23 protein-coding genes and 2 pseudogenes are annotated in these 26,020 nt (G+C 60.9%); 10 read left to right on the forward strand and 15 right to left on the reverse strand.

Features of this window, described 5'->3' with window-relative positions; all coding sequences use genetic code 11:
* Window positions 1–8: 8 nt before the first annotated feature.
* The 4 genes from M2281_RS25690 to M2281_RS25705 are packed head-to-tail and all read right to left on the reverse strand — an operon-like array spanning window position 9 to window position 4,225.
* The gene (locus M2281_RS25690; RefSeq protein WP_280824056.1) at window positions 9–1,037 is read right to left on the reverse strand and encodes an ABC transporter substrate-binding protein; all 1,029 of its coding nucleotides are present in this window, start codon (window positions 1,035–1,037) and stop codon (window positions 9–11) included.
* A gap of 37 nt (window positions 1,038–1,074) precedes the next feature.
* The gene (locus M2281_RS25695) at window positions 1,075–2,376 is read right to left on the reverse strand and encodes an aspartate aminotransferase family protein (protein WP_280824057.1); all 1,302 of its coding nucleotides are present in this window, start codon (window positions 2,374–2,376) and stop codon (window positions 1,075–1,077) included.
* A gap of 11 nt (window positions 2,377–2,387) precedes the next feature.
* Entirely contained in the window at window positions 2,388–3,365 is a 978-nt protein-coding gene (locus M2281_RS25700) for a transketolase family protein (protein ID WP_280824058.1), read from the reverse strand.
* Complete coding sequence (locus M2281_RS25705; protein WP_280824121.1) at window positions 3,362–4,225, reverse strand: transketolase; 864 nt, start codon at window positions 4,223–4,225, stop codon at window positions 3,362–3,364. The genes M2281_RS25700 and M2281_RS25705 overlap by 4 nt, the downstream gene beginning before the upstream one ends.
* Before the next feature lie 273 nt (window positions 4,226–4,498).
* Here M2281_RS25705 and M2281_RS25710 point away from each other — a divergent pair, with 273 nt between their 5' ends.
* The 4 genes and pseudogenes from M2281_RS25710 to M2281_RS25725 all read left to right on the forward strand — a co-directional run.
* Window positions 4,499–4,993 carry a transposase family protein gene (locus tag M2281_RS25710; RefSeq protein WP_280824059.1) on the forward strand — a complete coding sequence of 165 codons (495 nt, stop codon included), beginning with the start codon at window positions 4,499–4,501 and terminating at the stop codon, window positions 4,991–4,993.
* A gap of 344 nt (window positions 4,994–5,337) precedes the next feature.
* A complete protein-coding gene (locus M2281_RS25715) occupies window positions 5,338–5,592 on the forward strand; it encodes a type II toxin-antitoxin system VapB family antitoxin (protein WP_280824060.1) in 255 nt (84 codons plus the stop codon).
* Window positions 5,592–5,996, forward strand: coding sequence for a type II toxin-antitoxin system VapC family toxin (locus tag M2281_RS25720; protein WP_280824061.1), 405 nt, complete (start codon window positions 5,592–5,594; stop codon window positions 5,994–5,996). The genes M2281_RS25715 and M2281_RS25720 overlap by 1 nt, the downstream gene beginning before the upstream one ends.
* Before the next feature lie 100 nt (window positions 5,997–6,096).
* Window positions 6,097–6,400, forward strand: a pseudogene (locus M2281_RS25725) (integrase); the annotation flags it as partial.
* A 197-nt stretch (window positions 6,401–6,597) separates the two neighbouring features.
* On the opposite strand, the gene M2281_RS25730 reads toward M2281_RS25725, so the two are convergent.
* Both M2281_RS25730 and M2281_RS25735 read right to left on the reverse strand, forming a co-directional pair.
* Entirely contained in the window at window positions 6,598–7,938 is a 1,341-nt protein-coding gene (locus tag M2281_RS25730; RefSeq protein WP_280824062.1) for a DUF418 domain-containing protein, read from the reverse strand.
* Window positions 7,931–8,545 (reverse strand): TetR/AcrR family transcriptional regulator, encoded by a 615-nt coding sequence (locus M2281_RS25735; protein WP_280824063.1) that lies wholly within the window; start codon window positions 8,543–8,545, stop codon window positions 7,931–7,933. Before M2281_RS25735 ends, M2281_RS25730 begins: the two co-directional genes overlap by 8 nt.
* 62 nt (window positions 8,546–8,607) lie before the next feature.
* Between M2281_RS25735 and M2281_RS29285 the strand changes: the two genes are divergently transcribed.
* Window positions 8,608–9,045, forward strand: a complete 438-nt coding sequence (locus tag M2281_RS29285; protein WP_425537804.1) for a pyrroline-5-carboxylate reductase family protein — start codon at window positions 8,608–8,610, stop codon at window positions 9,043–9,045.
* Between the two features lie 100 nt (window positions 9,046–9,145).
* Here the strand turns inward: M2281_RS29285 and M2281_RS25740 are convergent, their stop codons facing one another.
* Window positions 9,146–10,444, reverse strand: coding sequence for a PLP-dependent aminotransferase family protein (locus tag M2281_RS25740; RefSeq protein ID WP_280824064.1), 1,299 nt, complete (start codon window positions 10,442–10,444; stop codon window positions 9,146–9,148).
* A gap of 95 nt (window positions 10,445–10,539) precedes the next feature.
* Here M2281_RS25740 and M2281_RS25745 point away from each other — a divergent pair, with 95 nt between their 5' ends.
* Window positions 10,540–11,295 carry a sulfite exporter TauE/SafE family protein gene (locus M2281_RS25745; protein WP_280824065.1) on the forward strand — a complete coding sequence of 252 codons (756 nt, stop codon included), beginning with the start codon at window positions 10,540–10,542 and terminating at the stop codon, window positions 11,293–11,295.
* Window positions 11,296–11,337: 42 nt separating this feature from the next.
* A complete protein-coding gene (locus M2281_RS25750) occupies window positions 11,338–12,501 on the forward strand; it encodes an MFS transporter (protein WP_280824066.1) in 1,164 nt (387 codons plus the stop codon).
* Between the two features lie 429 nt (window positions 12,502–12,930).
* Here the strand turns inward: M2281_RS25750 and M2281_RS25755 are convergent, their stop codons facing one another.
* Window positions 12,931–16,086 (reverse strand): autotransporter outer membrane beta-barrel domain-containing protein, encoded by a 3,156-nt coding sequence (locus M2281_RS25755; protein WP_280824067.1) that lies wholly within the window; start codon window positions 16,084–16,086, stop codon window positions 12,931–12,933.
* 1,128 nt (window positions 16,087–17,214) lie between these two features.
* Between M2281_RS25755 and M2281_RS25760 the strand changes: the two genes are divergently transcribed.
* A complete protein-coding gene (locus M2281_RS25760) occupies window positions 17,215–17,745 on the forward strand; it encodes a cytochrome b (RefSeq protein WP_280824068.1) in 531 nt (176 codons plus the stop codon).
* Window positions 17,746–17,870: 125 nt separating this feature from the next.
* Here M2281_RS25760 and M2281_RS25765 read toward each other — a convergent pair.
* A pseudogene (locus M2281_RS25765) lies at window positions 17,871–18,670 on the reverse strand (AraC family transcriptional regulator).
* Between the two features lie 173 nt (window positions 18,671–18,843).
* On the opposite strand from M2281_RS25765, the gene M2281_RS25770 reads away from it, so the two are divergent.
* Window positions 18,844–19,182, forward strand: a complete 339-nt coding sequence (locus M2281_RS25770; RefSeq protein WP_280824069.1) for a zinc ribbon domain-containing protein — start codon at window positions 18,844–18,846, stop codon at window positions 19,180–19,182.
* The gene (locus M2281_RS25775) at window positions 19,176–19,466 is read left to right on the forward strand and encodes a hypothetical protein (protein WP_280824070.1); all 291 of its coding nucleotides are present in this window, start codon (window positions 19,176–19,178) and stop codon (window positions 19,464–19,466) included. Before M2281_RS25770 ends, M2281_RS25775 begins: the two co-directional genes overlap by 7 nt.
* Before the next feature lie 182 nt (window positions 19,467–19,648).
* Here the strand turns inward: M2281_RS25775 and M2281_RS25780 are convergent, their stop codons facing one another.
* The 6 genes from M2281_RS25780 to M2281_RS25805 all read right to left on the reverse strand — a co-directional run bounded on the left by M2281_RS25780 (window position 19,649) and on the right by M2281_RS25805 (window position 26,018).
* Window positions 19,649–20,650 (reverse strand): purine-nucleoside phosphorylase, encoded by a 1,002-nt coding sequence (locus M2281_RS25780; RefSeq protein WP_280824071.1) that lies wholly within the window; start codon window positions 20,648–20,650, stop codon window positions 19,649–19,651.
* A 684-nt stretch (window positions 20,651–21,334) separates the two neighbouring features.
* Window positions 21,335–22,363 carry a DMT family transporter gene (locus tag M2281_RS25785; protein WP_280824072.1) on the reverse strand — a complete coding sequence of 343 codons (1,029 nt, stop codon included), beginning with the start codon at window positions 22,361–22,363 and terminating at the stop codon, window positions 21,335–21,337.
* A gap of 11 nt (window positions 22,364–22,374) precedes the next feature.
* Entirely contained in the window at window positions 22,375–23,550 is a 1,176-nt protein-coding gene (locus M2281_RS25790; RefSeq protein ID WP_280824073.1) for a M24 family metallopeptidase, read from the reverse strand.
* Between the two features lie 83 nt (window positions 23,551–23,633).
* Complete coding sequence (locus M2281_RS25795; protein ID WP_280824074.1) at window positions 23,634–24,428, reverse strand: transporter substrate-binding domain-containing protein; 795 nt, start codon at window positions 24,426–24,428, stop codon at window positions 23,634–23,636.
* A 115-nt stretch (window positions 24,429–24,543) separates the two neighbouring features.
* Window positions 24,544–25,197, reverse strand: coding sequence for an amino acid ABC transporter permease (locus tag M2281_RS25800; protein ID WP_280824075.1), 654 nt, complete (start codon window positions 25,195–25,197; stop codon window positions 24,544–24,546).
* Window positions 25,194–26,018 (reverse strand): amino acid ABC transporter ATP-binding protein, encoded by an 825-nt coding sequence (locus M2281_RS25805; protein ID WP_280824076.1) that lies wholly within the window; start codon window positions 26,016–26,018, stop codon window positions 25,194–25,196. Before M2281_RS25805 ends, M2281_RS25800 begins: the two co-directional genes overlap by 4 nt.
* Window positions 26,019–26,020: the final 2 nt, after the last annotated feature.

Consider the following 26,020-nt stretch of genomic DNA (forward strand, 5'->3'; position numbering starts at 1 on the left):
ATCCTCCCTTATTGTGCGACCCAGCGGTTGAAGCGCTGCTGAAGTTCCTCTTCGTGGTCCACCCAGAACGGCGTGCTGACGGCAAGCGCCCCCACCATGTTCTCCTCGGCCGTCGGCAGCTGCGGCTTGATGTCGGCGGAGATGCCGTCCATCGCCTTGGCATTGGTCACGCCGTAGACCATCTTCTCCGCAAAGGCCTTCTGCGGCTCGGGGCTCGTCATGAAGTTGACGATGTCGAAGGCCTGGTCCCTGTTGCCGCCCTTCGGAATGGCCCAGAAGTCCATTGCATAGAGCTGGTTGGTCCAGGACATCTTGAAATGCCGGCCCTGCTGGTTTGCGGCGATGACGCGCCCGTTATAGGCCGAGGTCATCGTCACCTCGCCGGAGGCCAGCCATTCCATCGGCTGCGCGCCGCTTTCCCACCACTGGATGCTCGGCTTGATCGCGTCGAGCTTGGCAAAGGCGCGGTCCTGTCCTTTCTTGGTCGCCAGGATGTCGTAGAGTTCTTCGGGCTTTGCGCCGTCGGCGAGCAGGGCGACTTCAAGCGTCATGCGCGCCTGCTTGCGCAGCCCGCGTTTTCCCGGCCACTTTTCGAGATTCCAGAAATCCGCCCAGGAGGTGACGCCGCTCGTCTTGTCGCCGTCATAGGCGAGGATCTTCGACCAGACGAAAGCGCCGACACCGCAATCGGACTTGGCCGGCGCGATGATGTCGGCGCTGTTCGGTAGGCTGGCCCAGTCGAACGGCTCCAAAAGGCCCTGGTCGCAGGCGAGAATCATCTCGTTCTCGTCCATCTGCACGACATCCCAGGTCGTCGTGCCGGTCTCGACCATGGCCTTCACCTTGGCAATGCCGCCCGTATAGGATTCCTCCAGTAGCGGCGCGCCGGCTTTCTCCTGATAGGGCTTGAAGAGCGTTTCGCGCATCGCTTCCTGCGTCGCGCCGCCGAAGCCGACGACGGTCAGGTCACGGGACAGCGCCGGAGACGCGACGACGAGCGCGGCGCTCGCCATCATTGCAAAAAACCGAGTTCTCATGGGTTCCCCTTTTGTGTTTGAGAGCAGGTTGGAAAGATCAGGCCGCGACGGAACGGACGAGGCCGGCCATGGTCGTGTCGATGAGTTCGAGCGTATCGTCGAGGACGGCGCGGTCGTGGCTCAGCGAGAGGTAGAGGCGTTTGAGCTGGAGCGGCTGGAAGACCTGCCGGCCGGCGATCAGCGCCCGCCGGAAGCGCATGTCGAGATCGTTGTCGTTGCGCAGAAGGTCCGTGTAGTCGCGGAACGCGCCGTCGAAGAAATAGACGAGCCAGACCGAGCCGAAGCCGGCGGCCTGCGCCTTCAGGCCGTGTCGCGCGATGATGCCGTCGATCTCGCCGCGCAGATAGGCGCCGAGCCCGAACAGCCGCTCGTAAACGCCCGGTCTGGCCAGCTCCTCGATCGTCGCCTTGACGGCCGCCATCGAGGACGGCGTGCCGTTGAACGTGCCGCCCATGAAGACGGCGCCCTCGCCCGTGCGCCCCACCCGTTCCATGATCTCGCGCCGGCCGGCGACGATGCCGATCGGATATCCGCTCGTCGCGGCCTTGCCGAAGGTGGCAAGATCGGGCGTGACGCCGACGATCGACTGGTAGCCGCCGAGCGCGTGCCGGAAACCGGTGATCACCTCGTCGAAAATGAGGACGACACCGTGCTCGGCGGTGATCCGGCGCAGGTCGGAGAGGAACTGCGCCTCCGCAATGACCGCGCCCATATTGTGTGCGATCGGCTCGACGATGATCGCCGCGACCTCGCCCGGATTCTTGCGGATATAGTCCTCGACGGCACCGGCATCGTTATAGGGCAGGATGGCGGTGTGGCGGGCGGCATCGAACAGCATGCCGTCGGACATCGGGTCGTAGGAGCCGAGCATCTGGCGGCTCGACTGGCCGTTCATGGCGACATAATCGTGCCAGCCGTGGTAGCCGCCCTGGAACTTGATGATCTGCTTTCGCCCCGTATAGGCGCGGGCGAGACGGAGGGCATGGTAGGTCGCCTCCGAGCCGCTGCTGCAGAACGCCACCTGATCGGCGCAGGGGATCGCGTTCACGAGGAGCTCGGCCACCTCGACCTCCAGCTCCAGCACGCCGGCGCCGATCAAATCGAGGTTTTCGGCCGTCTCGGCAATCGCGGCGGCAACGGCGGGCGGGCGATGACCGAGCACATTGGCACCGAAGGCGCAGTGATAGTCGGTGTAGCGGTTGCCGTCCGCATCATAGAGATAGGCCCCCTCGGCCCGGGCGAAGGCGATCGGCGCGCCGAGGCGCCGGCTGGGGCTCAACAGGCCGCCGGGAATGACGGCTTCCGCGCGCGCGGCGATCGTTTCGTTGTTCGTCGACATCGGCATTCTCCTTACGCAAGGCTTTCGAGCGCAACGGCCCTTATGCCGTCGCCGTCCAGGCGGTAGTGCCTGTAGAGATGGGTGGGGGGTGCGATCAGGCTGTACTCGTCGCGGATGCCGTGCCGGACGAGGCGCGCGCCCCTGCCCTTTTCAGCCAGCACTTCCGCAACGGCACCGCCGAGGCCGCCGAGAATGTTGTGCTCCTCGACCGTCAGGATGACCTTGGAACGGGCCGAGGCCTCGATGATCGCCTCCTCGTCGAGCGGCTTGATCGAATGCATGTCGATCAGGCCGACGGAATGGCCGGCGGCATTCAACTCCTCCATCGCGCGCTTGGCGCCATGCACGGGATAGCCAGCGGCGATGATCGTAATGTCCTTGCCGATACCGTGCACAATCGCCTTGCCGAGTTCGAAGGCGACGCCGTTCTCGTAGACGACCGGATCATGGCCGCGGTGGATGCGGAAATAGATCGGAAGCGGATAGTCGACGGTCGCCCTGAGGGCCGCATCGAGCGCCGGCCCGTCCGCCGTCGACACGACAGCGAGGTTCGCGATGCTGCGCATGATGGCGATGTCTTCCGTCGCGTGATGGGAGGTACCGTAAAAGCCAAGCGAGACGCCGGTGTGATGTCCGATCAGGCGAACCGGCTGCTTGCAATAGGCGACATCCATGCGGATCTGCTCGCAGCACAGCAGCGCGAGGAACGAGGCGAAGGTCGCCACATAGGGAATGGCACCCGTCGTCGCCATGCCGGCCGCGGCCGAGACCATGTTCTGCTCGGAAATGCCGAACTGCACGAAACGCTCCGGATAGCGCTGGGCGAAGGCGGAAAGCCCGTTGGAATATTGCAGGTCCGCCGTGCCCGCCATGACCGGGTGGCCGGCCTCGGCAAGGGCGATGAGCGCATTCGACAGCGTGGGGAGCGAGGGCGCGCGGCGGTTAATCTCGCGGTATTGCCACGAGTCCTTGGAAAGCAGTTGGGTCATTGGCAGATTACCGTGTTCAGGATCGTTTCGCGGGCCTTGGCCTCGTCTTCCGCGCCGAGATAGCCAAGATGCCAGCCGGGTTCGGTTTCCATGTAGTCGATGCCCTTGCCCTTCACCGTGCGGGCGATGATGCAGCAGGGTTTTTCGCGCATGCGATCGGCCTTGACCCTGCGCAGCAGCGTCGTCAGCGCCGCAAGGTCATGGCCGTCGACGGTATGGACCTCCCAGCCGAAGGCGCGCCATTTCTCGTCGAGCGGTTCGATCGCCAGGACGTCGTCGACCTTGCCGTCGAGCTGGTAGCCGTTGCGGTCGACGATGGCGACGAGGCTGGAGAGATTGTGCGCGGCGGCGGACAAGGCGGCTTCCCAGACCTGACCCTCCTGCATTTCCCCGTCGCCGAGGAGGACGAAGGCATTGAAATCCCGCTTCTGGAAGCGCGCGCCAAGCAGCATGCCGACGCCGTTCGACAAAGCATGCCCGATGGAGCCGGAGCTGAAATCGACGCCGGGAACCTTCGTCATATCGGGATGGTCGCCGAGCGGACTGCCGAGCCGCGTATAGCCTTCAAGCCATGCGGGATCGAAGAAGCCGAGATCGGCGAGAATGGGAAAAAGGCCGACGGCCGCATGGCCCTTGCCCATCAGGAAGCGGTCCCGGTCGCCCCAGGCTGGCTCGCCCTTTCGGAGCCGCATCACATCGTAATAGAGCGCCGCAAAGATCTCCGCGCAGGAGAAGACGGAGGTGTAGTGGCCCACCTTGGCGATCGAGATCAGCCGAAGCGTCTCGAGCCTGACGAAACGTGCGCGTTCCTGAAGGAAGGCAAGCTGTTCTCCGAACAATAGGTCATCGTTGCGCGCCACCGAAAGGTGGCCGCCTGGAATCTGTCGCACTGACAAGGATCTACTCCCGCTGTTCTTCTAACTTATAAGTTATAAGATATAGAAAATGAGCTCGTGTGCAACAATTTTTTCATAGCGGTCTGGTTCCTTGAAACGCCGCCGTTTCGTCGCGACGGTTGCCCGAAGATGTTGATTTCCACCAGGAACTGACCCGGGATTTCCGCCGAGAATTGGCTCTGGCTCATATTTGCTGCTGTTGTAGGGGACACTGCTGATTCACGGGAGGATCAGCGGATGCACCATCGATTTCAGCGCGCGCGCCTCGCGCCGGACGGCTTTGCAGTAGATTCAGTCAAGTTCGTTGGGGTGAGGGTGCAAATCCAGTTGCGACCACGTTTGCCCACGGGGATTTGCCCTGACTGCGGACTTCAAAGCCGACGAGTTCAAAGCCAATATGTGCGCCGGCCAGCGGACCTTCCCCCTGGTGGTCGTCGCGTAGATCTGACTATCGTGGCTCGTCGATTCTGGTGTGATGCCGTCTTGTGCGGTCGGCGCATCTTCTGCGAACAGTTCGATAACAGCGTCCTGGCTCGCTATGGTCGGCGAACCCAACGACTTGAAACGATCGTCCATCATCTTGGCCTGGCGCAGGGTGGTAGACCTGCGGCAGCCTTTGCAAATCGCCTCATGATGCCAGTGAGCAACCTCACACTGTTGCAGCAGGCATTGGCGCGGCAGAGTATGTTGCAGCCGGGGCCATCCGCCCCCGACCGGGCTACGCAACCCTGACCAACTTCGCCCGGCCGGCGGCTTGCGTCCGCGTATTGTGAAAATACAATTTCTTGAACTATCAGCGATAGGCAGTATGACGATGTCGCGTTACTAGGTTGACGACTTTGTCTCTTCTTTAACTTGCCTTGACATTGGACGTAGCGCTGTAGGGTTCTACCTTGAAGTGCGACTTTGCAGCGATACCAAAGGCTTATCGCACACAAGGAACCGCAGATGAAACGCACCTACTCGCAGATCAGTCTGGCGCACGATCACAGACAACGCCCTTAATGGCGTGCAATTCGATGTCTGGCGTGTTATTTAGGAAGAATATAGATATTCAGGTAGATTGGAACCTGCCGATGGCTTTGAGCATCAAGGATCCCGAGACCGAGCGCCTTGCCCGCAGCCTCGCGGAACGAACAGGCGAAACCATCACGGTCGCCACGCGACGGGCGCTCGAGGAGCGGCTGCGGCGTCTCGGCTCCGACGCGCGCAAGGCCGCGCTGCTCGAAGATCTGGCCGGCAGCCGCCGGCGCTGGAGCGCCATGTCCGTTCTCGACACGCGCAGCGCCGACGACATTCTTGGCTATGACGAGAACGGCTTGCCAGTCTGATGGTCATCGACACATCTGCGATTGTCGCGATCGCCCAGAACGAGCCCGAAGCGCCGACCTTCGAACAACTGATCGCCGACGATCCCGTGCGTCTGATCTCGGCCGCCACCGTGCTGGAAGCAGCCATGGTGCTGGAGACGCGCTTTGGCGAACCCGGTGGGGTCGAACTCGACTTGTGGCTGGCAAGGGCGAACGTCGACATTGTCGCGGTCGAGGTCGAACACGCTGATCAGGCACGTCGCGCCTGGCGCCGATATGGCAAGGGCCGTCATCCGGCAGGCCTGAACTATGCCGACTGCTTCTCCTACGCACTTGCCAAGCTGACCGATGAACCCCTGCTGTTCAAGGGCAACGATTTTTCCCAGACCGACATCCATGCGGCGTTGTCTGCCAACGCAGATTGAAGAGGCCGATAGACTGCGTGGGAACAGCGGAGACAACGACCCTCCCGACCTCATCGACGTCGTGATGGAAATGGGGCAGCCGCCGGCATAACGCGAAAATATCCCCTCCCCCGCCCTGCCGGTCTCGACGTGCGACCGGGAACGGCTTCCCGGGTATCTCGAAGGCCTTGCCGTGCGGGCGCGGGGCTATGTCGAAGCCGCAAGCTCGGCCAACACGAGCCGCGCCTACGCGGCCGACTGGAAGCACTTTTCCGGCTGGTGCGGCCGCCAAGGCTTGGACTTGTTGCCGCCCTCTCCTCGGATGGCCTGCCTCCGGAACCGTGACCGGTGACAAGAAAGCAAATTCCGGCCGCACCATCGAGCGACAGTTATCGTCCCTCCCGTGGAACTGTGCGCAGCGCGGCCACCGCGACGCTGTATAGCGAGCTGGGCACGCTCATCAACTGGGTTGCGCGCCACACACTAGGAGCAAGCCGCCAAACAAGAACACTCCCGGCGGGGTTCGCGCGGGAGTGTTGTTATTTTGGTTGCGGGGGCACGCAACCACCGATACCGACATTTGCTTCAGATTGCAGTTTGATACGAAATCGCTCCAAGTTCCCTAGGATTGCTTGCTCGCATCGGACTTACAGACTTGCCGTGGATGGATGGCTGGATATTCCGAAGCCCCTGCACTCTCACGAGCACGGTGTGCGACATCCGCGCGATCACTTCCGGTTTCTGATGTGCAGGTGTCATTCTGGCCCCGTTTCGTCACGGGAGAGAAGTCCCCGGCCCTCCACCGCGGCCATTGGCCGATGGTCGCAGCGCGAAGAAGCCACTCGACAGGTCCGTAACTGAAACGCCGAAGCCACCAGCGGCTCGCCAGAAGCTGAGCGCCAAAGACAACGACGGCCACGACCAACGTCTCTGCAAGAGAGAGCTGGCCGATCAAACCGAGACCATAGCCGTGGAAGATTAGGGCGCACACAGTTGATTGCATTAGGTAGTTGGACAGCGCCATGCGACCGGCGCTTGCCAGGTAATCGCGCCAACGGATGATGCGACTGGAATCGAACATCGTCAGCATCGCGGCGATCATGGCTGCCGTGAGGAATGGCGACGTAAGGATGGAAAGCGCGAGACCCGCCGTTTCGAGCGACGTGCCGCGGGCGAACTGTGTCGCGGAGGCGTAAACAAAGCCGCCAGGTAGGCCGACGATCAATCCCCACAACGCGGCACGGCTGAGATAAGGCCGATAGCAATCAGGGTTTTCCAGCAGCTTTCGATGTCCGAAAACGAAACCGATAAGGAACATCGCAAGGGCACAGGGCGCCTGAAGCAGCAACAGCATCGGCAGGAATGACTGGAGGTCCGCCAGATGCTGGATCATAACGGAGACAGGAGTTCCCCGGTAGGCTGCGAGCGCCGCTTGCGCGTGTTGCATCACCAATCCACTATCGTCCCGCCCCGGCTCATTCCATTGGAGAAACGCCAGAACGAACCAAAGCGCCGTCGTCACGACAACAAGCGTGGTCGCAAAACGAATCTTTGTTTCGTCGCTCAGGTTCCTCAACGCGAGCAGTAGCAAGCCGAGAACGGCGTAGGTCGTGAGGATGTCGCCATGGAACAGAACGATTGCGTGAATGACGCCGATTAGGAACAAACCCGCCTGTCGGCGCAACATACGCGGCAGAAAGGCCGTGCCAGCCTTTTGGGCCGATTGCATTTGAAGCGTGACGCTGTAGCCGAACAGGAAAGAGAACAGCAGGTAGAACTTCAGTTCGAAGACTGCGGAGATCAGAATGGCCAGACCAGCATCGAGCGGCGACCGCCCACCAAGCGGCAAAATATCGGTGCCGTAATAGACCGACGAAAAAGCGAGGATGTTGACCACCAATATCCCGAACAAGGCAAATCCGCGCAGCGCGTCGATATTGGTGATGCGATCAGTGTCATGCATGGGCGTTTTCCCGGCCGATGCGAAGAACGCTGCGCAAGATGGTCTGAAGCGACGCGCGTTCCTCGGCTGGGTCGAAGGCGGCATCAACCGATACGCGGCTGAAAATCCCGTCGATCATGACCATGAGAAACCTGACGGCATGCCCCACCGGCACAACTGGCTTGACCTGACCGCGTGAGGTCGCCTCGGTTAGAAGCGCCGTCAGACCCTCCGCCAAAAGTCTGTCACCTTTCGCATTCAGTGCGCCAACGTCTTCATCCCGGGCGGCTTCTGCGGCGATCTCCAGTATCAGCCGCCTCTCTTCCGCGTCGCTGGCCAAATGCAAGATGACATCGAAGAAATCCGACAAGGCCGCAGACAGGTCCGGCTGCTCCAGCAGATTCCCGAAATAGTCGGTCGTCTGGCGTGCCTGATCCTCGACGACAGCGAGAATGATCGCTTTCTTGTTCGGGAAGTAGTGGAACAGCTTGCCGGAACTCGTGCCAGCCTCTGCGCAGATCGCCTCGGTGCTTGTCTTGTGAAACCCGTTCCTCGCAAAGCAGGTCTTGGCGGCACTGAGAATGACCTGCCGCTGGGCGGCGTGTTTATCCGGATCGACGGTACGCATAGGAAACCTATTTAATAACGCGCGTACTCTGTTTATTATTTGAAGCGACCAACTCCGTCAAGGTGTATGGGCCGCTCCGATGGCCTCCAGAGCGCCCCGGCTTTAACTCCGGCTGTGGCAGTCAGAGCCCGGGACTCTTCACGTGTATTGGCCGCATAGAATGGCTGGCCAGTGAGTCCGACATCGATAGAGCGACATCCGTATCTGGGAGCGGGCCGGGTTTCATATTCGCGATCGCCGAGGACCTCATCGAGGCTGCCAAAGCAGAAGGACTTTCACCAGAAGTCGCTGACACGCTGGTACGCCAAACGCTGTTCGGCTCGGCGATGCTACTTGCTTCGACGACAAAATCGGCAGCAAGTCTGAAGGTTGCGGTGCCCAGCTCGAAAGGCACCACCGAAGCCGGTTTGTCGGTTCTTCGGCACGAAAACACGCTTGCGCGGTTGCTATGTCAGACCGTCCGAGCTGCTCATCAGCGGGCACGTGAACTTGGCTGCTAAGGCATCGTCGTCAATCGTTCCGCCTCGAGCCACACCGACAAGCGCGCTCGGGTTGCTCCAGTGGTACACCGAAGCCTGAATACGCATACTCAGACTGCATCTATGCGCATACGCGCAGAATCAAGTGAATCCCTTTCTCCATGTCTTCTGGGGCAATCGAGCGCAGTCGCACGGCAAGAGCATTCGGCTTTTGAGGTGCAATAGTGAACGGCTCGCTACTCACTGCGTCGATTCCCTCGCTTCGCAGTTCGGAGGCGATCTCTTCGCAGCGATACCCACGGCCAACGGGAAGCCAGAGACACCAGCCGGCGGCCGAAGGGCTGAGACCCTGCAATCCGCTCTTTGAAATATGGTCCCAAACCAACTCGGCGTGATCGGTCTGCGCGACCTGGATCGATCGGACGATCCCGCCCTCGAGCCAAAGCCGGATCAGCTCGCAAATCAGAGGCGGTGCAGCGAGCCCCCACGACAGTGCGGTCTTCTCCAACCCACCGCCTTGAGGCTGGGGAGCGACCACGTAGCCAAATCGCAGGCCATCGCCCAGCAGACCGGACAAGCTACCGATGGCCCAGGTGCGCTCGGGAGCAAGATCGCACAGCGCAGGCGGCGCACCGCTTACCAAGTGATTGTAGGTGACGTCCTCGAACAACGTGACGTCATGGGCTCGCGCTAGCTCCACGATCTCGCGGCGGCGCTGTATTGGCATCACCCATCCCAGAGGAAGATGCGCGGTGGGAATGGTGTGAATCGCAGAAACCCGCTTTTTGCTCAGCAACTCCTCGAGGTGAGATGGAATCGGACCATTCAGGTCAAATGGCAACGGCTCAAGTTCCAAGCCAAGTTGACTAGCGACGAGCTTCAAACCGGGATAGGTCGCCGCGTCGACCGCGACCCGTTGTCCACGCGCCAACCCCGCCGAGAGAATTGCCAAGCGCATAGCCGCAAGTCCGCCGTTCGTCGCGAATATGCGGCTAGGAACGACATCCAATCCCTGTGCGGCCAGATAGTGCGAGAGTGCTCGCCGAAGCACGAGGTTTCCCAGTGGACTGATTTGCGCAGTCAAGCGTTCGACGTTCGGCAGCGCCGAAACCGCCTTCAGTGCCGTCCGAAGATTCTGGGGGGTGATTCCTTCAGCCAAGCGAGCTTTGGCCGTATAGCGTACCTCTGCCGATAGCGGGCCTAGCTCCCTGGGCCTCTCACGAACAAAAGTGCCTCGCCCGACCTCGCCTGTCACGAGCCCCTGAAGCCGGAGGTCTCCATACACCCTTGCCGCAGTGCTGTGACCGATGCCCCGTTGCCTTGCAAATTCACGTATCGGTGGCAATGCAAAACCTGACGGGAAGCGACCTTCCCGGATGGCCGTAGCCAGTTCGGCAGCCAGGCGTTCGTAGATCTTCATGACTTGAGGTTCGCACACTCATTGTTCTCAATACAATTGATGGATTGTATTTAGATAGTTTGCAATGCTTCCCGAGGATCACCTCGGAGCAAGCAATGGGTTTCGTCACGCAACAGCAGCTAGTTATGTTCCTGCTCGGCCTGCCGTGTGGCATCGTTGCCGTGACGGCAGGAGGCGGGGTAACACTCGGCATTCCCTTGTTGATGCTCGTAGGAACAGCGGCAGACAGCAGCGTTATTGCTGTCAAAGTGGCGCTCTGGGGAGCGTTTTTGACCGGTTCGTTAACTCATGCCCGCAGGCTGCCAGAAGCAGCGGTCGCAATACCTTGGTGGTTGTGGCCGATGTGTTTGGTAGGAGCGATATTCGGCTCCCAATTACTCACTGTTATCGACCCTGCCAAATTGCGCGGTCTCGTTCTCACGCTCCTGATCGCGTCGATCATTGGCACAGTCTGGGCAACGTGGAGCAATAAGAAGGTCAATGCCGCGCCAAGTCGCTTTCAAAAGGTGGCTGGTTTTCTCATTGTTCTGGTGTTGGCTGTCTATTCTGGCTTCTTTGGCGCGGGATATGGGGTCTTCTTGATTTGGGCCTTGGTAACCCTTCACGGCCATTCGCCGTCCACGGCGGCTGCACTCGGAACGCGTTTGAGCCTGATCATATCAAGCGCATCGGTCGCAGTGTTCGTTGGGCGCGGCGTCGTGCCATGGACAATCACCGTTCCCCTTGCCCTCGGTTGCGCAATCGGTGGCGCACTTGGCGCGCGCGCCGTCACGCTGTTCGGCGATAACTTGATTAGAGTGGCCATGTGGATCGTTAGCATACTAGCCGCAGCAAAACTGCTCGTTCCATAGACTTCACAGAACATGACGCCCCACAGCTTTGCGATGCAGAACATGACCAACATTCAGGCCGAGAGCCTCTCAACCTCACTCGTTCGGCTTCTCGCTATCGCCGCAGGCGCGGCCGTCGCAAACAGCTATTACAATCAGGCTTTCATCGGCCATCTTAGTGCCGATTTCGGGCTGGTCAGTGGAGGTGCGGCCGTCGTGCCAATGCTAACCCAAGCCGGTAATGCGCTCGGCGTCCTGTTCCTCGCTCCGCTTGGCGATCGGCTGGAACGCAAGTCGCTCATTGTCACCACGATTGCGGCGCTTGTGATGTCGCTGATCGGTGCTGCCTTGTCTCAGGGCTTTGTCTGGCTCGCGGTCGCCAGTCTCGCGGTCGGCCTCTTCGCGACAGTCGCACAACAGATCGTGCCGCTGGCCGTGCATCTGGCTCCGCCTGCGGAACGTGGCAGGATTCTCGGCAAGGTGACCGGCGGAATCTTGATCGGGATTCTGTTGGCGCGAACGGTCAGCGGGACGCTTTCAGATCTGTGGGGCTGGCCCTATGTCTTCTGGTTCGCGGCGGCACTCATGACGATAATCGGCATCGCATTGGCGCGTTGGCTGCCGCGTGCCGAGCCGACAACCGATCTGAGCTATCCCCGGCTGATCGGCTCGCTATGGAGTCTGGTGCGCACACATGAGGTGCTCCGGAAGGCTATTGCGGTGCAATTCCTGATCTTCGCGGCCTTTATCGCTTTCTGGTCGAACCTTGCCCTTCTGCTGTCCGGCCCGGCCTATCAACTCGGCGGAACGGCAGTCGGACTTCTGGCCCTAGTCGGCGTCGCCGGCGCACTTGCCGCACCGATCGCCGGTGGCTTGGCGGATCGGCGTGGTCCGGCTGCTGTTGTCTCGGTCGGAGCTGCCCTCATCGTCGTGGCCTTCGGCATCTTCGCCCTGTGGCAAGGATCTATTGTCGGGCTGGTGGTCGGCATCCTCATCCTTGATCTGGCTGTGCAATCCTCGCAAGTTGCCAATCAGGCCCGCGTCTATGCGCTGGATCCCACGGCCCGAAGCCGGCTTAACACCGTCTTCATGGCGACAATGCTTGCCGGGGGTGCGGTCGGGGCCGGCATTGGTGGTGCGGCGTATGCCGCCTGGGGCTGGGCCGGAACATGTACATTCGGCGCAATCTCAGCCGGGATCGCTTTGCTTCTGTCGCAGAAATCCTAGTGAAAAAGTCAACGTAGGCAGTTTCAGTCCCGCAGAAGCTCGTGCGGTCATCGGCGGTGATTGGGGAATTATCTCGCAGATTATAGCGTAGTCAGCGGCAAATGGCGGACCGGGCGGGATTAGAACGCATATGCCGAATTAATCGCCCGTCCTCGGATGTCATACCGACCGCATCACCCTCCCCGATTTCAAGTTCGACCGAATCTGTCGCGATCCATTTCGCCAGCAATTCCGCGGCAGCGCCAACGTCCTGCGGTTTTCGCAGCGCGCACTCCCAGATCGTCGCAACGCGCCAGCCGGCGTCGAGCAGCGTAATTCTCACGGACTAGGGTGGTGGGCGAAACGGCGGGCAAAGTATGCCTTACCCGCCTAATCGGCCACCGGAACCAGCACATTGCTCTCCTGGAACAAAAGCAATGCGCCCCTTGCCTAGAACTTCACGTTGAAGTTGGCCTTGACGGACTGGTCGGAGAGACCGGAGCCGAACTGGCCACCATAGGAGACGCCAAGCACCGCGCTGGGCGACAGGGCGAAGTCGAGCCCTGCTTCGACCACGCCCACATTGCGCGCGATCGGCACCCCAGCAACGCTGAAGACGTCACCGCCGGCAAAGCGCATCTGCGAGACCGGGGTCACGTCGCCATAGGCATGACGCCAGCCGAGCGTGCCCTTGGCCGTAGCCGTCGTCGCACCCAGGCTGAAGCTGGTCGCGGCGCGCGCGCCAAGCGTGGTGAAGGTCGCGTTGGTGGTCGAGCTGGCGCTGCTCAGCGCTGCCGCGCCGCCCTTCTCGCCAAACCCGTCGGTGGCAAGGCTGACATAGGCGAGATTGGCGAACGGCTCAAAGGCCACGCCACCTGCCTGGATGCCATAGCCGAGCTCGCCGAAGGCTTGCGCGGTGCGGGCATTGTAGTCGGCATTCAGGCTGTCGACGAAGCCCGGGATCGCCACCACCCGGTCGGTCGAGACCTTGTGCCAGGTGTAGGCAGCACCCGAGCGAAAGGCGAGATCGCCCCACTGCGTGCCGCCGTAGAGGCCGACATGGTAGTTGTCGCTCGAGCCCGCCGCGTAGCGATCCCTGACGTTGAAGGTCGAACGGCTGTAGCCGCCGAGCACGCCCACGCGCCAGTTGTCGGCGACAATGCCGTCGCCACCGGCGAAGAAGCCACCGATGTCGCGCTTGATGGTAGCGGCATTGCCGTCGCCGTCCCACTGACCCCAGGAACCGAAGCCACGGCCCCAGAAGGCAAAGCCATCGGTGCTGGCAGCAGCCAAGACCGGCTTGCCGTCGACATAGGTCGTCACCGGCGAGCGCACCGCACCGACCGCGTCGAAAGCGTCGCGCAGGCGATCCATGGCGGCATCACGCGCGAAGCGGCTGTCCTCGATCATCACCCCCTTGGCAGAAGCATGCACGTCACCCGAGAGCTGGTCGAAGGCGTGCTGCGCCACCGCGTCGGTCGACGACATAAGGATAGCGTCATACAGCGGGTTGCCGCTGCCCAGGCTTTCCGCGCCCGCGCCGGCCGCCCTCTGGTTCGAGGTCAGGGCGACGTCGGTGAAGGTCTTGTTCTGCTCCACATCGAGATAGACATGCGTCGGGTCGTAGTAGGCGACCAGGCCCATGAAGGCCGAAACTGCAGTGTCGCCGGTCAGCGTATAGGTGCCGATGACGTTGTCGGCCTCCAGCACCGTGTAGTGCTTGCCCTGCAGATAGGGCCCGTTATCGAGCTTCACCACATTGAGCAGCACACCGTCTTCGATCGTCGCCGTACCGGACACATTCATGCGATCGGCCAGACCCGCCGAGTTCAATTCCACCTCGTAGGTTGAGCCCTTCTTCTGATCGAGATCGCCATTGATGGTGAGTAAGCCGATCGAGTTGCCCGGGCCGACGATGCCGCCGTCGTTGATGCGGACGCCAGGCGCATTGATGACGCCGTTGCCTCCCAGGATGCCGCCGTGGTTCACGTCGACCGAGGAAGCGCTGGTAATCGTTCCCTGCACCTTGAGCGTGCCGCCGTCGTTCACATCGACGGAGGATGTACCGGAGAGCACTCCCAGCACATTGAGCGTGCCGTAGTCCACAACAGTGGCGCCGCTATAGTTGTTGGTGCCCAGCACAGTCGTGGTGCCCCAGGTCGTGGTGAGGCTGGCGGTGCCGCCTATGTCCTTGATGGTGCCGCCGGTCGAGTAGATGGCCGCATTCAGCTTGCCGTTCTGGATCGTGCCGTTGCCGCCGAGATCCACTCTAGCTTGCGTCTGCGTGGTGCCGCCGAGATCAAGCGTGGCGCCATCAACGGTCGTCTTGCCGGATGCGGCTCCCAGCGTGCCGGCGCCGGAAAGTTTCAGCACGGATTCGTGTGACACACTGGTGCCGCCGGAATAGGTATTGGCACCGGTCAGCGTGATGAAGCCCGACCACGACATCTGAACGGTTCCACCCCCGGTGATGACATTGTCGACCACCGTGCCGTCATTCGGGAAGGAAACCAACCGCACGGACGCGCCCTGTGCGACGTCGATATTGCCGGACAACTGCGAAGTTGCACCGGTAAAGGTCAGAATATTGTATCCACCCGTGAAGTTGATGGCGTTTGCCTGCCTCAGGGGATCACCACTCATCCCGCCGGTGATGCTGCCGCCATTGTACATCGTGATGAACAACGACGAGCCTTCCACGCCACCCCCGCCGAGACCAGCGACGCCGCCATTCGAGCCGGCGGCACCGCCATTGCCGCCCATCACCGTACCGTAGATATCGAGCCACACCGGAGTGGGATCCCCCAACGTCTGGGATACCGTTATTCCGGCCCCACCGTTGCCGCCGTAGCCGCCATTTGCGCCGCCGTCGCCACCATTGCCGCCGGTCACCGTACCTTCGATGAAAAAGGCCGGGCGATACCCATCCCCATCGAGCGGGGTATAGGTTGCCAGTCCGGTTCCACCGCTGCCGCCATCGCCGCCGCGAGCACCATAGAGTCCGTCACCGCCGGCGCCGCCATTGCCGCCGGTGAGAGTGAGATGGGACCACAGCACGCCTCCCCCCTGGCTCGCATCTGTTAGCTGGACGGCTGCGCCGTAGCCGCCGGCGCCGCCGCCGCCTGCAGCTCCGTACGTAATGGCCGCGCCACCGGCGCCGCCATTGCCGCCGGTTGTCGAGTATTGCGGGATCCCACTGCCAGCAAAATCAACATAGCCATGCGAGCCGCCGCCGCCGCCGCTGCCATATCCGTCGCTGTCCGTTACACCGTTGCCGCCGTCGCGTGAGGAAAAAAATTTGCCGCCGGCGCCTCCAGCCGTAAATCCGTCATGTCCTGTGCCGCCGTCACCGCCGCTTGCGCCGGCGCCGCCACCGCCGCCGCCGCTGCCGCGATCGCCGACAACGGATCCATCGCCGCCGTCCTCGCCCCTGTTCCACGGCATGTAGGCATCGTCGCCGCCAGAAGCGTAGTTGATCATGTCAGACCGCGAGTCACCACCGCCGGCAAATGCCGGCGTCGTGAGAGCTGTGCTGAGAAGAAGTGTCGTCACCAGGCCGCTGATGCAGAGTGCCCGAGGGATGGCCTTGTTAGCATCCTGGGCCATCCAACGCAGTCTCGAAATTTCCAATTTGTACCCCAATCGCATTAGTCGCCGCCCGCCCGTCTGGTACGGCTCGATTGAAGGTATTTACGTCGCGTCGCGCGAAAATTGGCCGGCAATGTGATTGCGCGATGTAAACGCATGTAAAGACGCCGCGCGCCTTTTGGTGCGACATATGTAGAGTTTGTCGCAAGCCGATCTAATCGCCTGGATCTCGGTTGTCGTGTTCGGGGCAGTTCACGTCAATGCACCAAGTGCGCCTAAAGGGCTTCTGACTGTCTGAGCTCCGAAGCTGCAGTTACCGGCCCGAAGGCGACATTTCGCAATCGACGCACAACCGAATTGCAGGCATGTTCTGTGACCTCGTCGCGGTCAACCGCCACCATTGCATTTGGTATACCGTTAGGTGACGCGCCGCGAGTTACACCTGTAGCCGGAACATGGAGGTCGACAGCTACCGCGAAGCCCTCACTCCGCGGCTGAAAGCGGCCACCGAAACTGGCCGCTTTGCACCTATCGATTTTGGATTTTCGGTTTTCTGACGGTGTTTTGGCAGCTGTTGATCGTAGTGTCTTGGCGCACTCGATCGCAGTTTCGGCTAATAGGGCGTGCGGTAGCGTAGTTGTTGGTTGCGGGGGCTCGCAACCACCGATACCGACATTTGCTTCAGGTACCAGTTTGAACGAGATCGCCCCCATTTCCTGTATTGCGCGCACGCGACGGACCGTCAAGGCCGTCGCGCATAGGAAGGCCGTGGGGCAGCGTGACCCAGGCACGGCGCGCCTAGAACACGCCCGCGAAACTAATCTGACTACTGTTCAACTTGCGCGCAGCGCGAGCAGCGTCTGGCGGGCTGCCGGCGTCTCCAGTTGGCATTTGCGATGCAACCCGCTATCCGAGCCGTGAGCTGATCTTGCACAGATAGATGACGGCGCCGTCATAAGGCGCGACGATTTTTCCGCAGTCTGCGCGAAAGCCGATCACATCGCCCTCGCTTATCTCCTCGCCGGTGCCGAACTGGCGTACCAGCCGGTCCTCTGGCGTTTAGCATTACAAAACCTTAATTTTACGGCCACAACTTCGCCTTGTAGTCCAAGAAGGCTGTGCCACTGCCTTTCAGGAGACGATGCGATGGCTCCCACTACCTACTCTTCAACGCAGAAGCTTCTGCACTGGGCTCTGTTTGCGCTCGTGGTATTTCTTTACGCGCTCACCTTCGGAGAGGACCTGTTCCAGAGAGGAGATCCGACCGTTGACGCAATCTGGCGTGTACATATCTCGGTCGGGTTGCTTCTCGCCGCACTGGTCCTCTGGAGGGTGGTATTGCGCACCTTGAGAGGTGCACCCGGCTTACCGGAAAACACGAGTGAACTTGAACGCGCAGGTGCCAAGATCGCCCACTTGGTTCTTTACACACTGCTGATCGCCATTCCGGTGCTGGGAATTCTCCTGACCTGGTATCGCGGAAATGATCTCAGCTTTTTCGGCCTGTTCACGATTCCATCTCCGGTCACGCCGGACCGCGGGATCGCTCGAAACATTCGCGAACTTCATAGCCTTTGCGCCAACGGCATCCTCATAATCGCCGGACTGCATGCGCTGGCCGCTCTCTGGCACAAGTTCGTGCGGCGAGATGCGGTTCTGACAAGAATGCTGCCTTAACCAGAGATCACGCCCCGCAGATCGCGCTGCCCGATGTGGAGGTGTCGATCATCTGGACGGCTCCGACGCGACCGACGATGGCGCAGCTTTGGTCGTCCCCGCCGACGGTGTGTCCGCTCCATTGATCAGTTGATCGGAATCCAGATTTCGACCTCACCGAAGCCGCTCTCGGGATCGAAACGCTCGTCATAGCGCTCGAAGTCTGGCGCATCCGCCACCTCAAGACCCGACTCCGGCAGGTACTTGTTCCAGATTGTATAGGTGGTGCTGCGGAACGTGGAGATATGCCCTCGGTGCGTAAACACCACGTAACGGTGGGCGGGGATTCGAATACGGCTCAATTCCGCGGAAATATCGGAGAAGTCGGAGACCTCCACACCACAGATGTACTCGAAACTGCCGCATCGTCGCTGTTGCAGCAAACTCCGTAGGTCGTCCACCCGAGCTGCCCGGGGATATTACCAATAGAGGGCCCGAAACGCTGCCATTGCGCCGGAATGCCCTCGTTGGTCTCGAAAGTGTAGCGGACGCCAAGGCCAGTAATTAACAGGGCTTGACTGTCCTCCATACGCGGGGCTTCCAGCTCAACGAGAAGGTTGGGATCCATCCTGATCGGCTCCAAAAGTTCTAGGTTTTCGATATGACCTTGGCCGCGCACCTGTTCGGGCGTAAGGCCAAAGTGATTGCGGAAGGCCCTGGAGAAAGCCTCGTGGGAGCCGTAACCTGCGTCCAGTGCCACGGCTAGAATGTCTGGTGCGCCGCCGGAAAGCGCTCGCGCAGCCTCGGCCAAGCGGCGGCTGCGGAGATAACCCATCACGGTGTGGCCAGTAGCGGCCCCGAAGGCCCTCGACAAATGAAAGCGCGAGACGCCGCTCGCCTCTGCGACCTCCGCCAACGAAATGGCTTGTGCGAAGCGGCTCTCAATGAACTACAGGGCTTTCGCGACAGGATCCATGCGCGCTCCCATGAAGACCTCCCCCCTTATGGTCGATTCCAAACGCGGCCATTTGATCGTCGTTGCGCACGCACGGGATGTCTACATCGGGTCGGAAACAGATCCCGAATGCCGCCTGCTCAGGCGGGATGAACGACGGCGCCATGATCCGTCCGCCCGCAATCGCGGCCAGCGGCGGGGCTACAGCGCGACCTCCCAATGTCTGCTTCCCGGCAGTGACGCAACCTGCCTCTACGGCCGACACGGAGCGCGCCATCGCCGACCGGCACGTCAAGCTGAGTGACGCGATCCGCGCCCATCACCGCCGCAACCGACTGAACGGCGCTCGCCGGCCGAAGTCGCGGCTGTCGGGCCTAGTGGTCTGTGGCTGCTGCGGCGGTCCTTATGCGCTGCGCAGCGTCGACCGCTTCGCCTGCTCCAGCCATACCAGCAATGGCGCCTGTTCGAACAGGCGCACCATCGCACCGAGCAGCGGGTGCTAGCCGGCCTGAAAGACCGGCTGATGGCGCCGGAGGCGGCGGCAGCGGCGCTGCGCGCCTGTGCCGAGGTGACAAACCGGCTCAACCGCGAACACCGCGCCAACGCCAGCGCCTGGAAGGGGGACCTCGTAAAGGTGGCGAAACAGATCCGCGGCGTCATCGAGGCGATCAAGGCCGGCATGTTCCACGCCAGCATGAAGGCGGAGATGGATAGGCTCGCGGCGCGCAAGGCAGAGTACGGTTCTTCTGGCGTGCTGTATGACAGCTGGCTCAGAGGTGCTCACTGATACCTGTTCGACGTGGGCCGCTCTTTCCCTAGGTTCTGGACGCCCGCACTCGCCACTGCGCTCCCCTGCGTCGACCAGCAGCACGCCAAGAACAGACCTATCGGATAACGAACGCGCTGATACATCCGGCTTGGCGGCGGCAAGCAACCACTCGATGCTTGCCGAGGCGCCGTTGCCCGCGCTTATTTCAGTCCGGCTTCGTAGCGGTCCCAGGAGCTGACGATGTCCTGCGCCAAAGCATTGCCGACGCGGTAGGCGTTCTGCGTCGCCGGACCAAAACCGCCAGACTTCGCCTTCAGAGAATCAATCGCCGCCTGGTCTTCGTGCGGTCTGTCGAAATTGGAAGCCGTGCGCAAAACCGCGATACGATTGAAATCCAGACGGCCAGCATCGGCGGCACGCTTCAGTGCGGTGAGCGTCGAATTGTCTTCCATCTGGCTGGTGCAATAGTCGGCCTTGCCGTCGGTCAGCGTCTTGGCATGCTCGGCCAGTTCGGTCGCGATCTCGGCCCCGTGCCAATAGGTGTCGGCTGAGACGGTCGTGCATGCAGTCACCGCCGGCTTAGCCTTGGCGGCTGCTTGGCTGTAATGCGCGCGATAGGCGGCGGCGTCTTCGCTGTCGGCAAGTTCGACGCTCTTGCTGGCGGCCATGGCGGCGTCGAGCAACGGCTTGTTCATCTGATAGACTTCCGTGCCGGCGCCCCAGCCCTGCTTTTCGCCGGGCGCCTTAGCGCCCAGTTCAACAATGGCCGACTTCCAGTCTGCCGAAACTTCGTTGCGGCCGATGCGATGGAACAAGCCGCCGTCAACGACATAGTCGGCCCAGGTCGCAGCGCCCAACGTGCCCTTGGCGGGGTCGATGCCTGCAATGCCGGCAATGATGAAATAGGTTTTTGAGAGATCAAACTTGTCGGACAGTGCGACTGCCGCAGTCGAGGCGGCGGCATTGGCGAAGCCCATGGTCGTCGTCATTACGCAGATATCCGCGTTGCAGGCGACGGTTGGCGCATCCGCAGCAAGGCCCGGAACCGCGATCTTCTCATCCAGCTTGAGATTTTCCAGCCACGGCTTCGTTTCTTCGCCAAACATGGTGATGACCAGAACCTTGGGCGCGATCGGCGCGGCCAGCGCGTATGACGGGATGGTGGCGGTCAAGGCGGCGAGTGAAAGCGATTTCAGGGACATGGAAACTCCAAGGTGGACTTTGTTTTCAGTCTGCTCATTGCTTTTGGCGCGAGTTGGCGAACTGCAACACGGCCGTGCAGCTCATGTAGCCGACAAACCAAAGCTGCTCAATGCCTCTAGCTTCGAGGTCGAGGGCGGCCCGCGTCGTGGCGCTGACGCACATATGGGTGGCGAACCCGGCAACGATCATGCAGTCATGTATTTGGACGAGACCGTGGAAATAAGAGACCGTCGTTCAGTCTTCGGTAACCCGCGGCATCCCTACCCGTAAGCTGCTCTCAACGGTTCCCATCGCCGATCCGACGAAACGTCCGGTTGGGCGCGAGCCAATGTCGGATGAAATTCCAAGCGCTGTCCGAAGCCTCGATTTCATTCCGGTCCATCTTCCGAGGAACGAAATCTCTTCGACGCATTACGTGCGGCAGACACCGATCCTAAGGAGCATGCCCGGCTAGACCGCGCCGGATGCAAGCGCACCGTGACAATATCTGGCACGGGGGCAACAGTTGAGAAGGCTCGAAAGAACACTCGCGAGGTTCTCACCAGCATCAGCGATGTCGTTTCTCGCGTGCTGCGCGCACCCGCTGTCGTCGATGTCAGATTGACGACAAGCTTGACAAGCCTTCGGCTAGCAGCTTCTTCCGCTTGGATTCCCCTCTTCGAGCGCTGTTATCATTGGCAGCCTCAGCCATCGACCTTGACCTCACGGGACCGTACCGTGATTACCGTCCCGACTGAGCCGAGGACGATCAGGCCGATTGCCAATAGCTGTGAGCTCGCCAACCGCTCGTGAAGGATGATCAGGCCGACCAGCGCGCCGATTGCCGGCTCGAGGCTCATCAGGGTTCCGAGCGAACGAGAGGGCAGGTTGCGCAGCGCAAACATTTCCAGCGTGAAGGGTATCGCCGTAGACAGGAGCGTCATGCCGAGTAGCAGCGGCACAAGGCCGAAATCCAGAGAAAACGTTTCCGTCTGATGCAGACCAATGGGAAGGGCGATGAGCGCTGCGATGGTCATGCCCAAAGCCGTCGTCCGCCCGCCGTGTTGCTGGCCGGCCTTCTTGCCGAGAACGATGTATACCGACCAGCAGACGGCGTTGCCCAATGCCCACAGAATTCCGATGGGATCGAGACTATCCGACGTTCCCACCATCGGCGTCAGTAGCAACAACCCGGTCGCGGCCAAGCCGACAAAGAGGAAATCCAGCGACCTGCGCGAGAAGACGACCGCAACTGACAGGGGGCCCAGGAATGCGATGGCCGAGGCGATGCCCAGCGGCAGTCGGCTCACCGCCATGTAGTACATAAGGTTCATGCCGGCGAGAGAGACGCCGTAGCCAAGCAGGGCCTGCCAGTTCGACGCGTCTATCCGTGCCTTCCAGGCCCTGAGCGTGACTATCAGGATCAGAGAGCCCAGGCAGAGCCGCAGGGCGGCGGTTCCTTCGGCACCGAATATCGCGAACAGCGATTTTGCCGCCGTTGCTCCGACCTGAAAGGAAATCATCGCGGCCAAGAGCGCTAAAACGGGAACGAATGCGGGCATCGGAGTCTTCACGTGCGAGACGGATTTCGGACAATGTTCACCATGCGATATCATCAGCCGGAGATGGCCAAACGGCCGACGCCACATCCGCGCCCCGGCGCAACTCCTGCTGCCGGAGAGGAAAACAGGTGCGTCGTCGTCCCGCTTCCGCCCCAGCAAAAACCGCTTCATGGACTGGCGGCTCAATAGAAGTAAGGCGACTTGGTGAGCAGCTCGTTCTTGTCCTTGCCGATGATGATGATGTCCTCGACAAAAGCCGAGCCGATCCCTGCGCTAGAGAGGAAGGCCTCTACGCCGAAGACCATGTTCTCACGCACGACATCGCTTGGCAGCGACATAACTGTCGATATTCGCGGCTGCTCGAACGAAAGGCCGATCCCATGACCGAAGAACGGAAAGTTCTTCATGATGGAAGAGACTTCGCCCCCGAACTCAGCGGTCAGGCGGTCTCCCTCCGCCGCAACGTCCAATAGGCGCGCACCGGGCCGCATCATGTCCGACAGGCGCTGCACTATATTCACGGTGGCTTCCATCAGGCGGGTCTGCTCGCGATCAGCTGTGCCGCGCACGGCGGTGCGTCCCGGGTCTAGATAGTAGCCCTGCCAGAAGGCGGCGTGGACAGTGCCGCGCACCATGTCGCCCATGGCAGGGCTATCCGCGCTGGAGCCGGTCAGAGGAAAGCGATAGTCGTAGTCCATGGTCGCGCCGTGGTTGGCACCAATAGCCTGAATGCGGCCACCGCGACCCACTATGATGCGGGCGGCCTCGCCCGCCGCCTCCCGTTCCGAGCGGCCTGCAATCAATTCATGCATCAGCACGGTCATGGCCTCGGTCGCGTTTTCACCAGCGATCCGATAGCAATCGAGTTCGCGCGAACTCTTGATCGCGCGGGCTCGACGAACAAGATCGTCGCAGACCACCCATTCGATGTCTGGCGTGTTCTCCTCCAACTGCCGATAGTATTTCATCGGCACGAACTGGCTGCCACAGAATGCGACAGGACCGGAAATACCCTTTTCCCGCAGCGCCTTTGCGATGCTGAGGAACGGATGGTTGTCGCAGTGGACATTATCCAGCGACAGAAGATCTACGCGTGGCTCCGGTTCATCAATATGCAGTTCGGGCTCGTGTCCCTTGCGAAGAATGACGCCAGAAAACGAGCGGGCCGACCAGATCAAGGAGTCCGTTCCGCCGCTGACCGAGTAGTGATTGGTCAGGTAAAGAATATCGCCGCAATTGTCCGTCGTGCCGCCACCACGGCCGAAAACAACCGCAGTTTCGAAACCTTGCTTTTCCATGATGGCAAGGGTTCTCGACCAGCGGTCCTGATATTCTTCGATCGGAAAGTAGCGCAGCATGATCTCTGTCCTGATTGGTTGGGCGCCCCATCAGGGCGTTCGGGTAACCCGGCGGGACACGAGGATGCCCCGCCGGGGACGGATTACTCCGCCAGGGTGCGGATTGGCTCTTTCGGGGCCGGATCGACGCCGATTAGATCGCTGGTCAATTTTGAATAGGTGCCGTCGGCGATCATTTCCGCCAAGGCCTTGTTGATAGCGGCGACCAGCTGCGGCTTGCCCTTCTTGATGGCAAAACCTTTCTGGATCGAGCTGACCGGCTCCTCCACCTGCTTAAGCGGCAAGTTGGAGACCTTGATGTCATAGGCGCCGGCGATGGAATCGGTGATGACCGCTTCGATGTTGCCGTTGGCGAGATCCTGAATGGCATCGGATTCGGCCTTGTAGGTCTTGACGTCCCCGCCGAGGCCTTCGGCGAGTTTAGTCCAGCTGGAGGCGACCAGAGTTCCAACGGTGCGACCCTTCACATCGGCAGGCTTGGCAATGTCGGAGTCGTTGCGGATGATGATGCGCCCGCCCGATTCCAGCCAGCCATCGGCAAAGGTAACCTTCTTCTGCCGCTCGGCGGTGATGTCCATCGCGTCGCTGATCATGTCGTATTGGTCGGCCTCGAGCCCGATCAGCACGGACTCCCATTTTACCAGAACCGGCTTGTATTCGAGGCCAAGCCGGCGGGCGATCTCCTTCATCACCCGGATTTCCAGGCCGTCGAGGTCGCCGTTTGGCGCACGCATTGAAAACGGAGGAAAAGTGCCTTCGGTCGCGACGCTGATTTCACCCGGCACCAGCAGTTCCAACTTGTCATCCGCTTGGGCAGAATTAGCGAAGGGCAAGAGCGTCACAGCGGCGAGCGCCATGAAGAGCATTCTTAGTTTCATTTCGGTATTCCCCTGTTGAGGTTAGTTCGCGGTGAATCGGCGGGATGCGGAGGCCCGCGCGAAATTTTTTTTTGTTACCCGCCGCGGAGGATCGATTCCGCGACGGGCCGCTTTATCAGCCCAACTGGCCGTAGCGGTGCTCGAGCCAGCTGGCCAATCGGGTCAGCACCGAAGTCAGCACCAGGTAGATCAGTGCGACCGCGATGTAGAAATCAAAGGGACGGAAGGTGGCCGAAATTAGCGTCTGCGCATAAAGCGTCAGCTCGACCACGGTGATGGTAGAAAGCAGCGAAGTGTTCTTTAGGATCGAGATCGCCTCATTCGTCATAGAGGGCAGAATGATCCGGAACACCTGGGGCAGGATGATAGTACGCATGGTCTGCGCGGGGCTGAAGCCCAGGGCCAGCGAGGATTCTGTCTGACCGCGCGGGATTGCCGACAGGCCCGAGCGGATAATCTCAGCTACGTAAGCTCCGCTGTTGACGCCGAGCGCCAGAACGCCGGCGGTGAACGGCGAAAGCCGCACGCCCAATTGCGGCAAGCCGAAATAGACGATGAAGATCTGGATCAGGGCTGGCGTGCCGCGAATGAACCAAATGTAGAAGGCGGCAATAGCCCGCACTGTCTTCAAATGTGACCTTTGCGCCAGGGCGGCGGCGAGGCCGCAGACCCAGCTTAGCAATATTGTCAGGATGGTGACCCACAGCACAATCCATGCCGCGGTCATGAAGCCGGGGCCGTAGGTGGATAGATCGGACCAGAACGTCATTTCGCCACGGCCTCCTTGTCGGCAGCCTCGCCGCCAGCTTTTACATTGTCGTGCAGGATGCGGTGCAGGAATTGCTGCAGCCGCGGGCTCTGCGGGTTTTGCAGCACGTCCTTCGGCAGGCCATCCTCGGCGATGACGCCTTTTTCGAAGAACAGCACTCGCGATGACACGTCGCGGGCAAACGAAATCTCGTGCGTCACCAGAAGCATCGTCATCCCCTCGGCCGCGAGCGACGCCATCAGCGTCAGCACCTCGTGCACCAGTTCGGGATCGAGCGCGGAAGTCACTTCATCGAAGAGCATCAACTTCGGCTTCATCGCCAGCGCGCGGGCGATCGCGACACGCTGCTGCTGGCCGCCGGAAAGCCGCGAGGGATAGCTGTTGCGCTTGTCGTAAAGGCCGATGCGTTGGAGCAGCGCCTCGGCGATCTCGATTGCTTCACTCCGGGGTAGTCCGAGCACCTTGACCGGCGCGTGGATTACGTTCTGCAGCACGGTCAGATGCGGCCAGAGATTGTAGCTCTGGAACACCATGCCAATGCGCGAGCGCAATTCCTGCAATTGACGACGGGTTGGATGGTTGGCGGAACCGGCGGCGAAGTCGAAACGGAATTTCTCGAATTCCATCAGCCCGACATCGGCCATTTCGATGGCGTTTATCGAGCGCAAGAAGGTGCTTTTGCCCGAACCGCTGGCACCAATGATCGAGACGACCTCGCCTGTCTTCACGTCAAGATCAATACCCTTGATGACCTCGAGCGCGCCAAAGCTCTTTCGGATATTCCGAAGCTTCAACAAAGGTTTGTCTTCAGTTTCTATCATCG

Origin of the sequence: Pseudaminobacter soli (ex Li et al. 2025), assembly GCF_029892515.1 — a bacterium.
Taxonomy (GTDB): Bacteria; Pseudomonadota; Alphaproteobacteria; order Rhizobiales; family Rhizobiaceae; genus Pseudaminobacter; species Pseudaminobacter soli_A.

Coding starts and splice junctions, on each gene's coding strand:
- M2281_RS25770 (WP_280824069.1), top strand. CDS start 18,844: ATGATCCGTCCGCCCGCAATCGCGGCCAGCGGCGGGGCTACAGCGCGA.
- M2281_RS25730 (WP_280824062.1), bottom strand. CDS start 7,938: ATGCATGACACTGATCGCATCACCAATATCGACGCGCTGCGCGGATTT.
- M2281_RS25755 (WP_280824067.1), bottom strand. CDS start 16,086: ATGGCCCAGGATGCTAACAAGGCCATCCCTCGGGCACTCTGCATCAGC.
- M2281_RS25690 (WP_280824056.1), bottom strand. CDS start 1,037: ATGAGAACTCGGTTTTTTGCAATGATGGCGAGCGCCGCGCTCGTCGTC.
- M2281_RS25715 (WP_280824060.1), top strand. CDS start 5,338: ATGGCTTTGAGCATCAAGGATCCCGAGACCGAGCGCCTTGCCCGCAGC.
- M2281_RS25805 (WP_280824076.1), bottom strand. CDS start 26,018: ATGATAGAAACTGAAGACAAACCTTTGTTGAAGCTTCGGAATATCCGA.
- M2281_RS25785 (WP_280824072.1), bottom strand. CDS start 22,363: ATGAAGCGGTTTTTGCTGGGGCGGAAGCGGGACGACGACGCACCTGTT.
- M2281_RS25710 (WP_280824059.1), top strand. CDS start 4,499: ATGCACCATCGATTTCAGCGCGCGCGCCTCGCGCCGGACGGCTTTGCA.
- M2281_RS25780 (WP_280824071.1), bottom strand. CDS start 20,650: ATGTCCCTGAAATCGCTTTCACTCGCCGCCTTGACCGCCACCATCCCG.
- M2281_RS25800 (WP_280824075.1), bottom strand. CDS start 25,197: ATGACGTTCTGGTCCGATCTATCCACCTACGGCCCCGGCTTCATGACC.
- M2281_RS25760 (WP_280824068.1), top strand. CDS start 17,215: ATGGCTCCCACTACCTACTCTTCAACGCAGAAGCTTCTGCACTGGGCT.
- M2281_RS25745 (WP_280824065.1), top strand. CDS start 10,540: ATGGGTTTCGTCACGCAACAGCAGCTAGTTATGTTCCTGCTCGGCCTG.
- M2281_RS25735 (WP_280824063.1), bottom strand. CDS start 8,545: ATGCGTACCGTCGATCCGGATAAACACGCCGCCCAGCGGCAGGTCATT.
- M2281_RS25750 (WP_280824066.1), top strand. CDS start 11,338: ATGACCAACATTCAGGCCGAGAGCCTCTCAACCTCACTCGTTCGGCTT.
- M2281_RS25700 (WP_280824058.1), bottom strand. CDS start 3,365: ATGACCCAACTGCTTTCCAAGGACTCGTGGCAATACCGCGAGATTAAC.
- M2281_RS25695 (WP_280824057.1), bottom strand. CDS start 2,376: ATGTCGACGAACAACGAAACGATCGCCGCGCGCGCGGAAGCCGTCATT.
- M2281_RS25720 (WP_280824061.1), top strand. CDS start 5,592: ATGGTCATCGACACATCTGCGATTGTCGCGATCGCCCAGAACGAGCCC.
- M2281_RS25795 (WP_280824074.1), bottom strand. CDS start 24,428: ATGAAACTAAGAATGCTCTTCATGGCGCTCGCCGCTGTGACGCTCTTG.
- M2281_RS25790 (WP_280824073.1), bottom strand. CDS start 23,550: ATGCTGCGCTACTTTCCGATCGAAGAATATCAGGACCGCTGGTCGAGA.
- M2281_RS25740 (WP_280824064.1), bottom strand. CDS start 10,444: ATGAAGATCTACGAACGCCTGGCTGCCGAACTGGCTACGGCCATCCGG.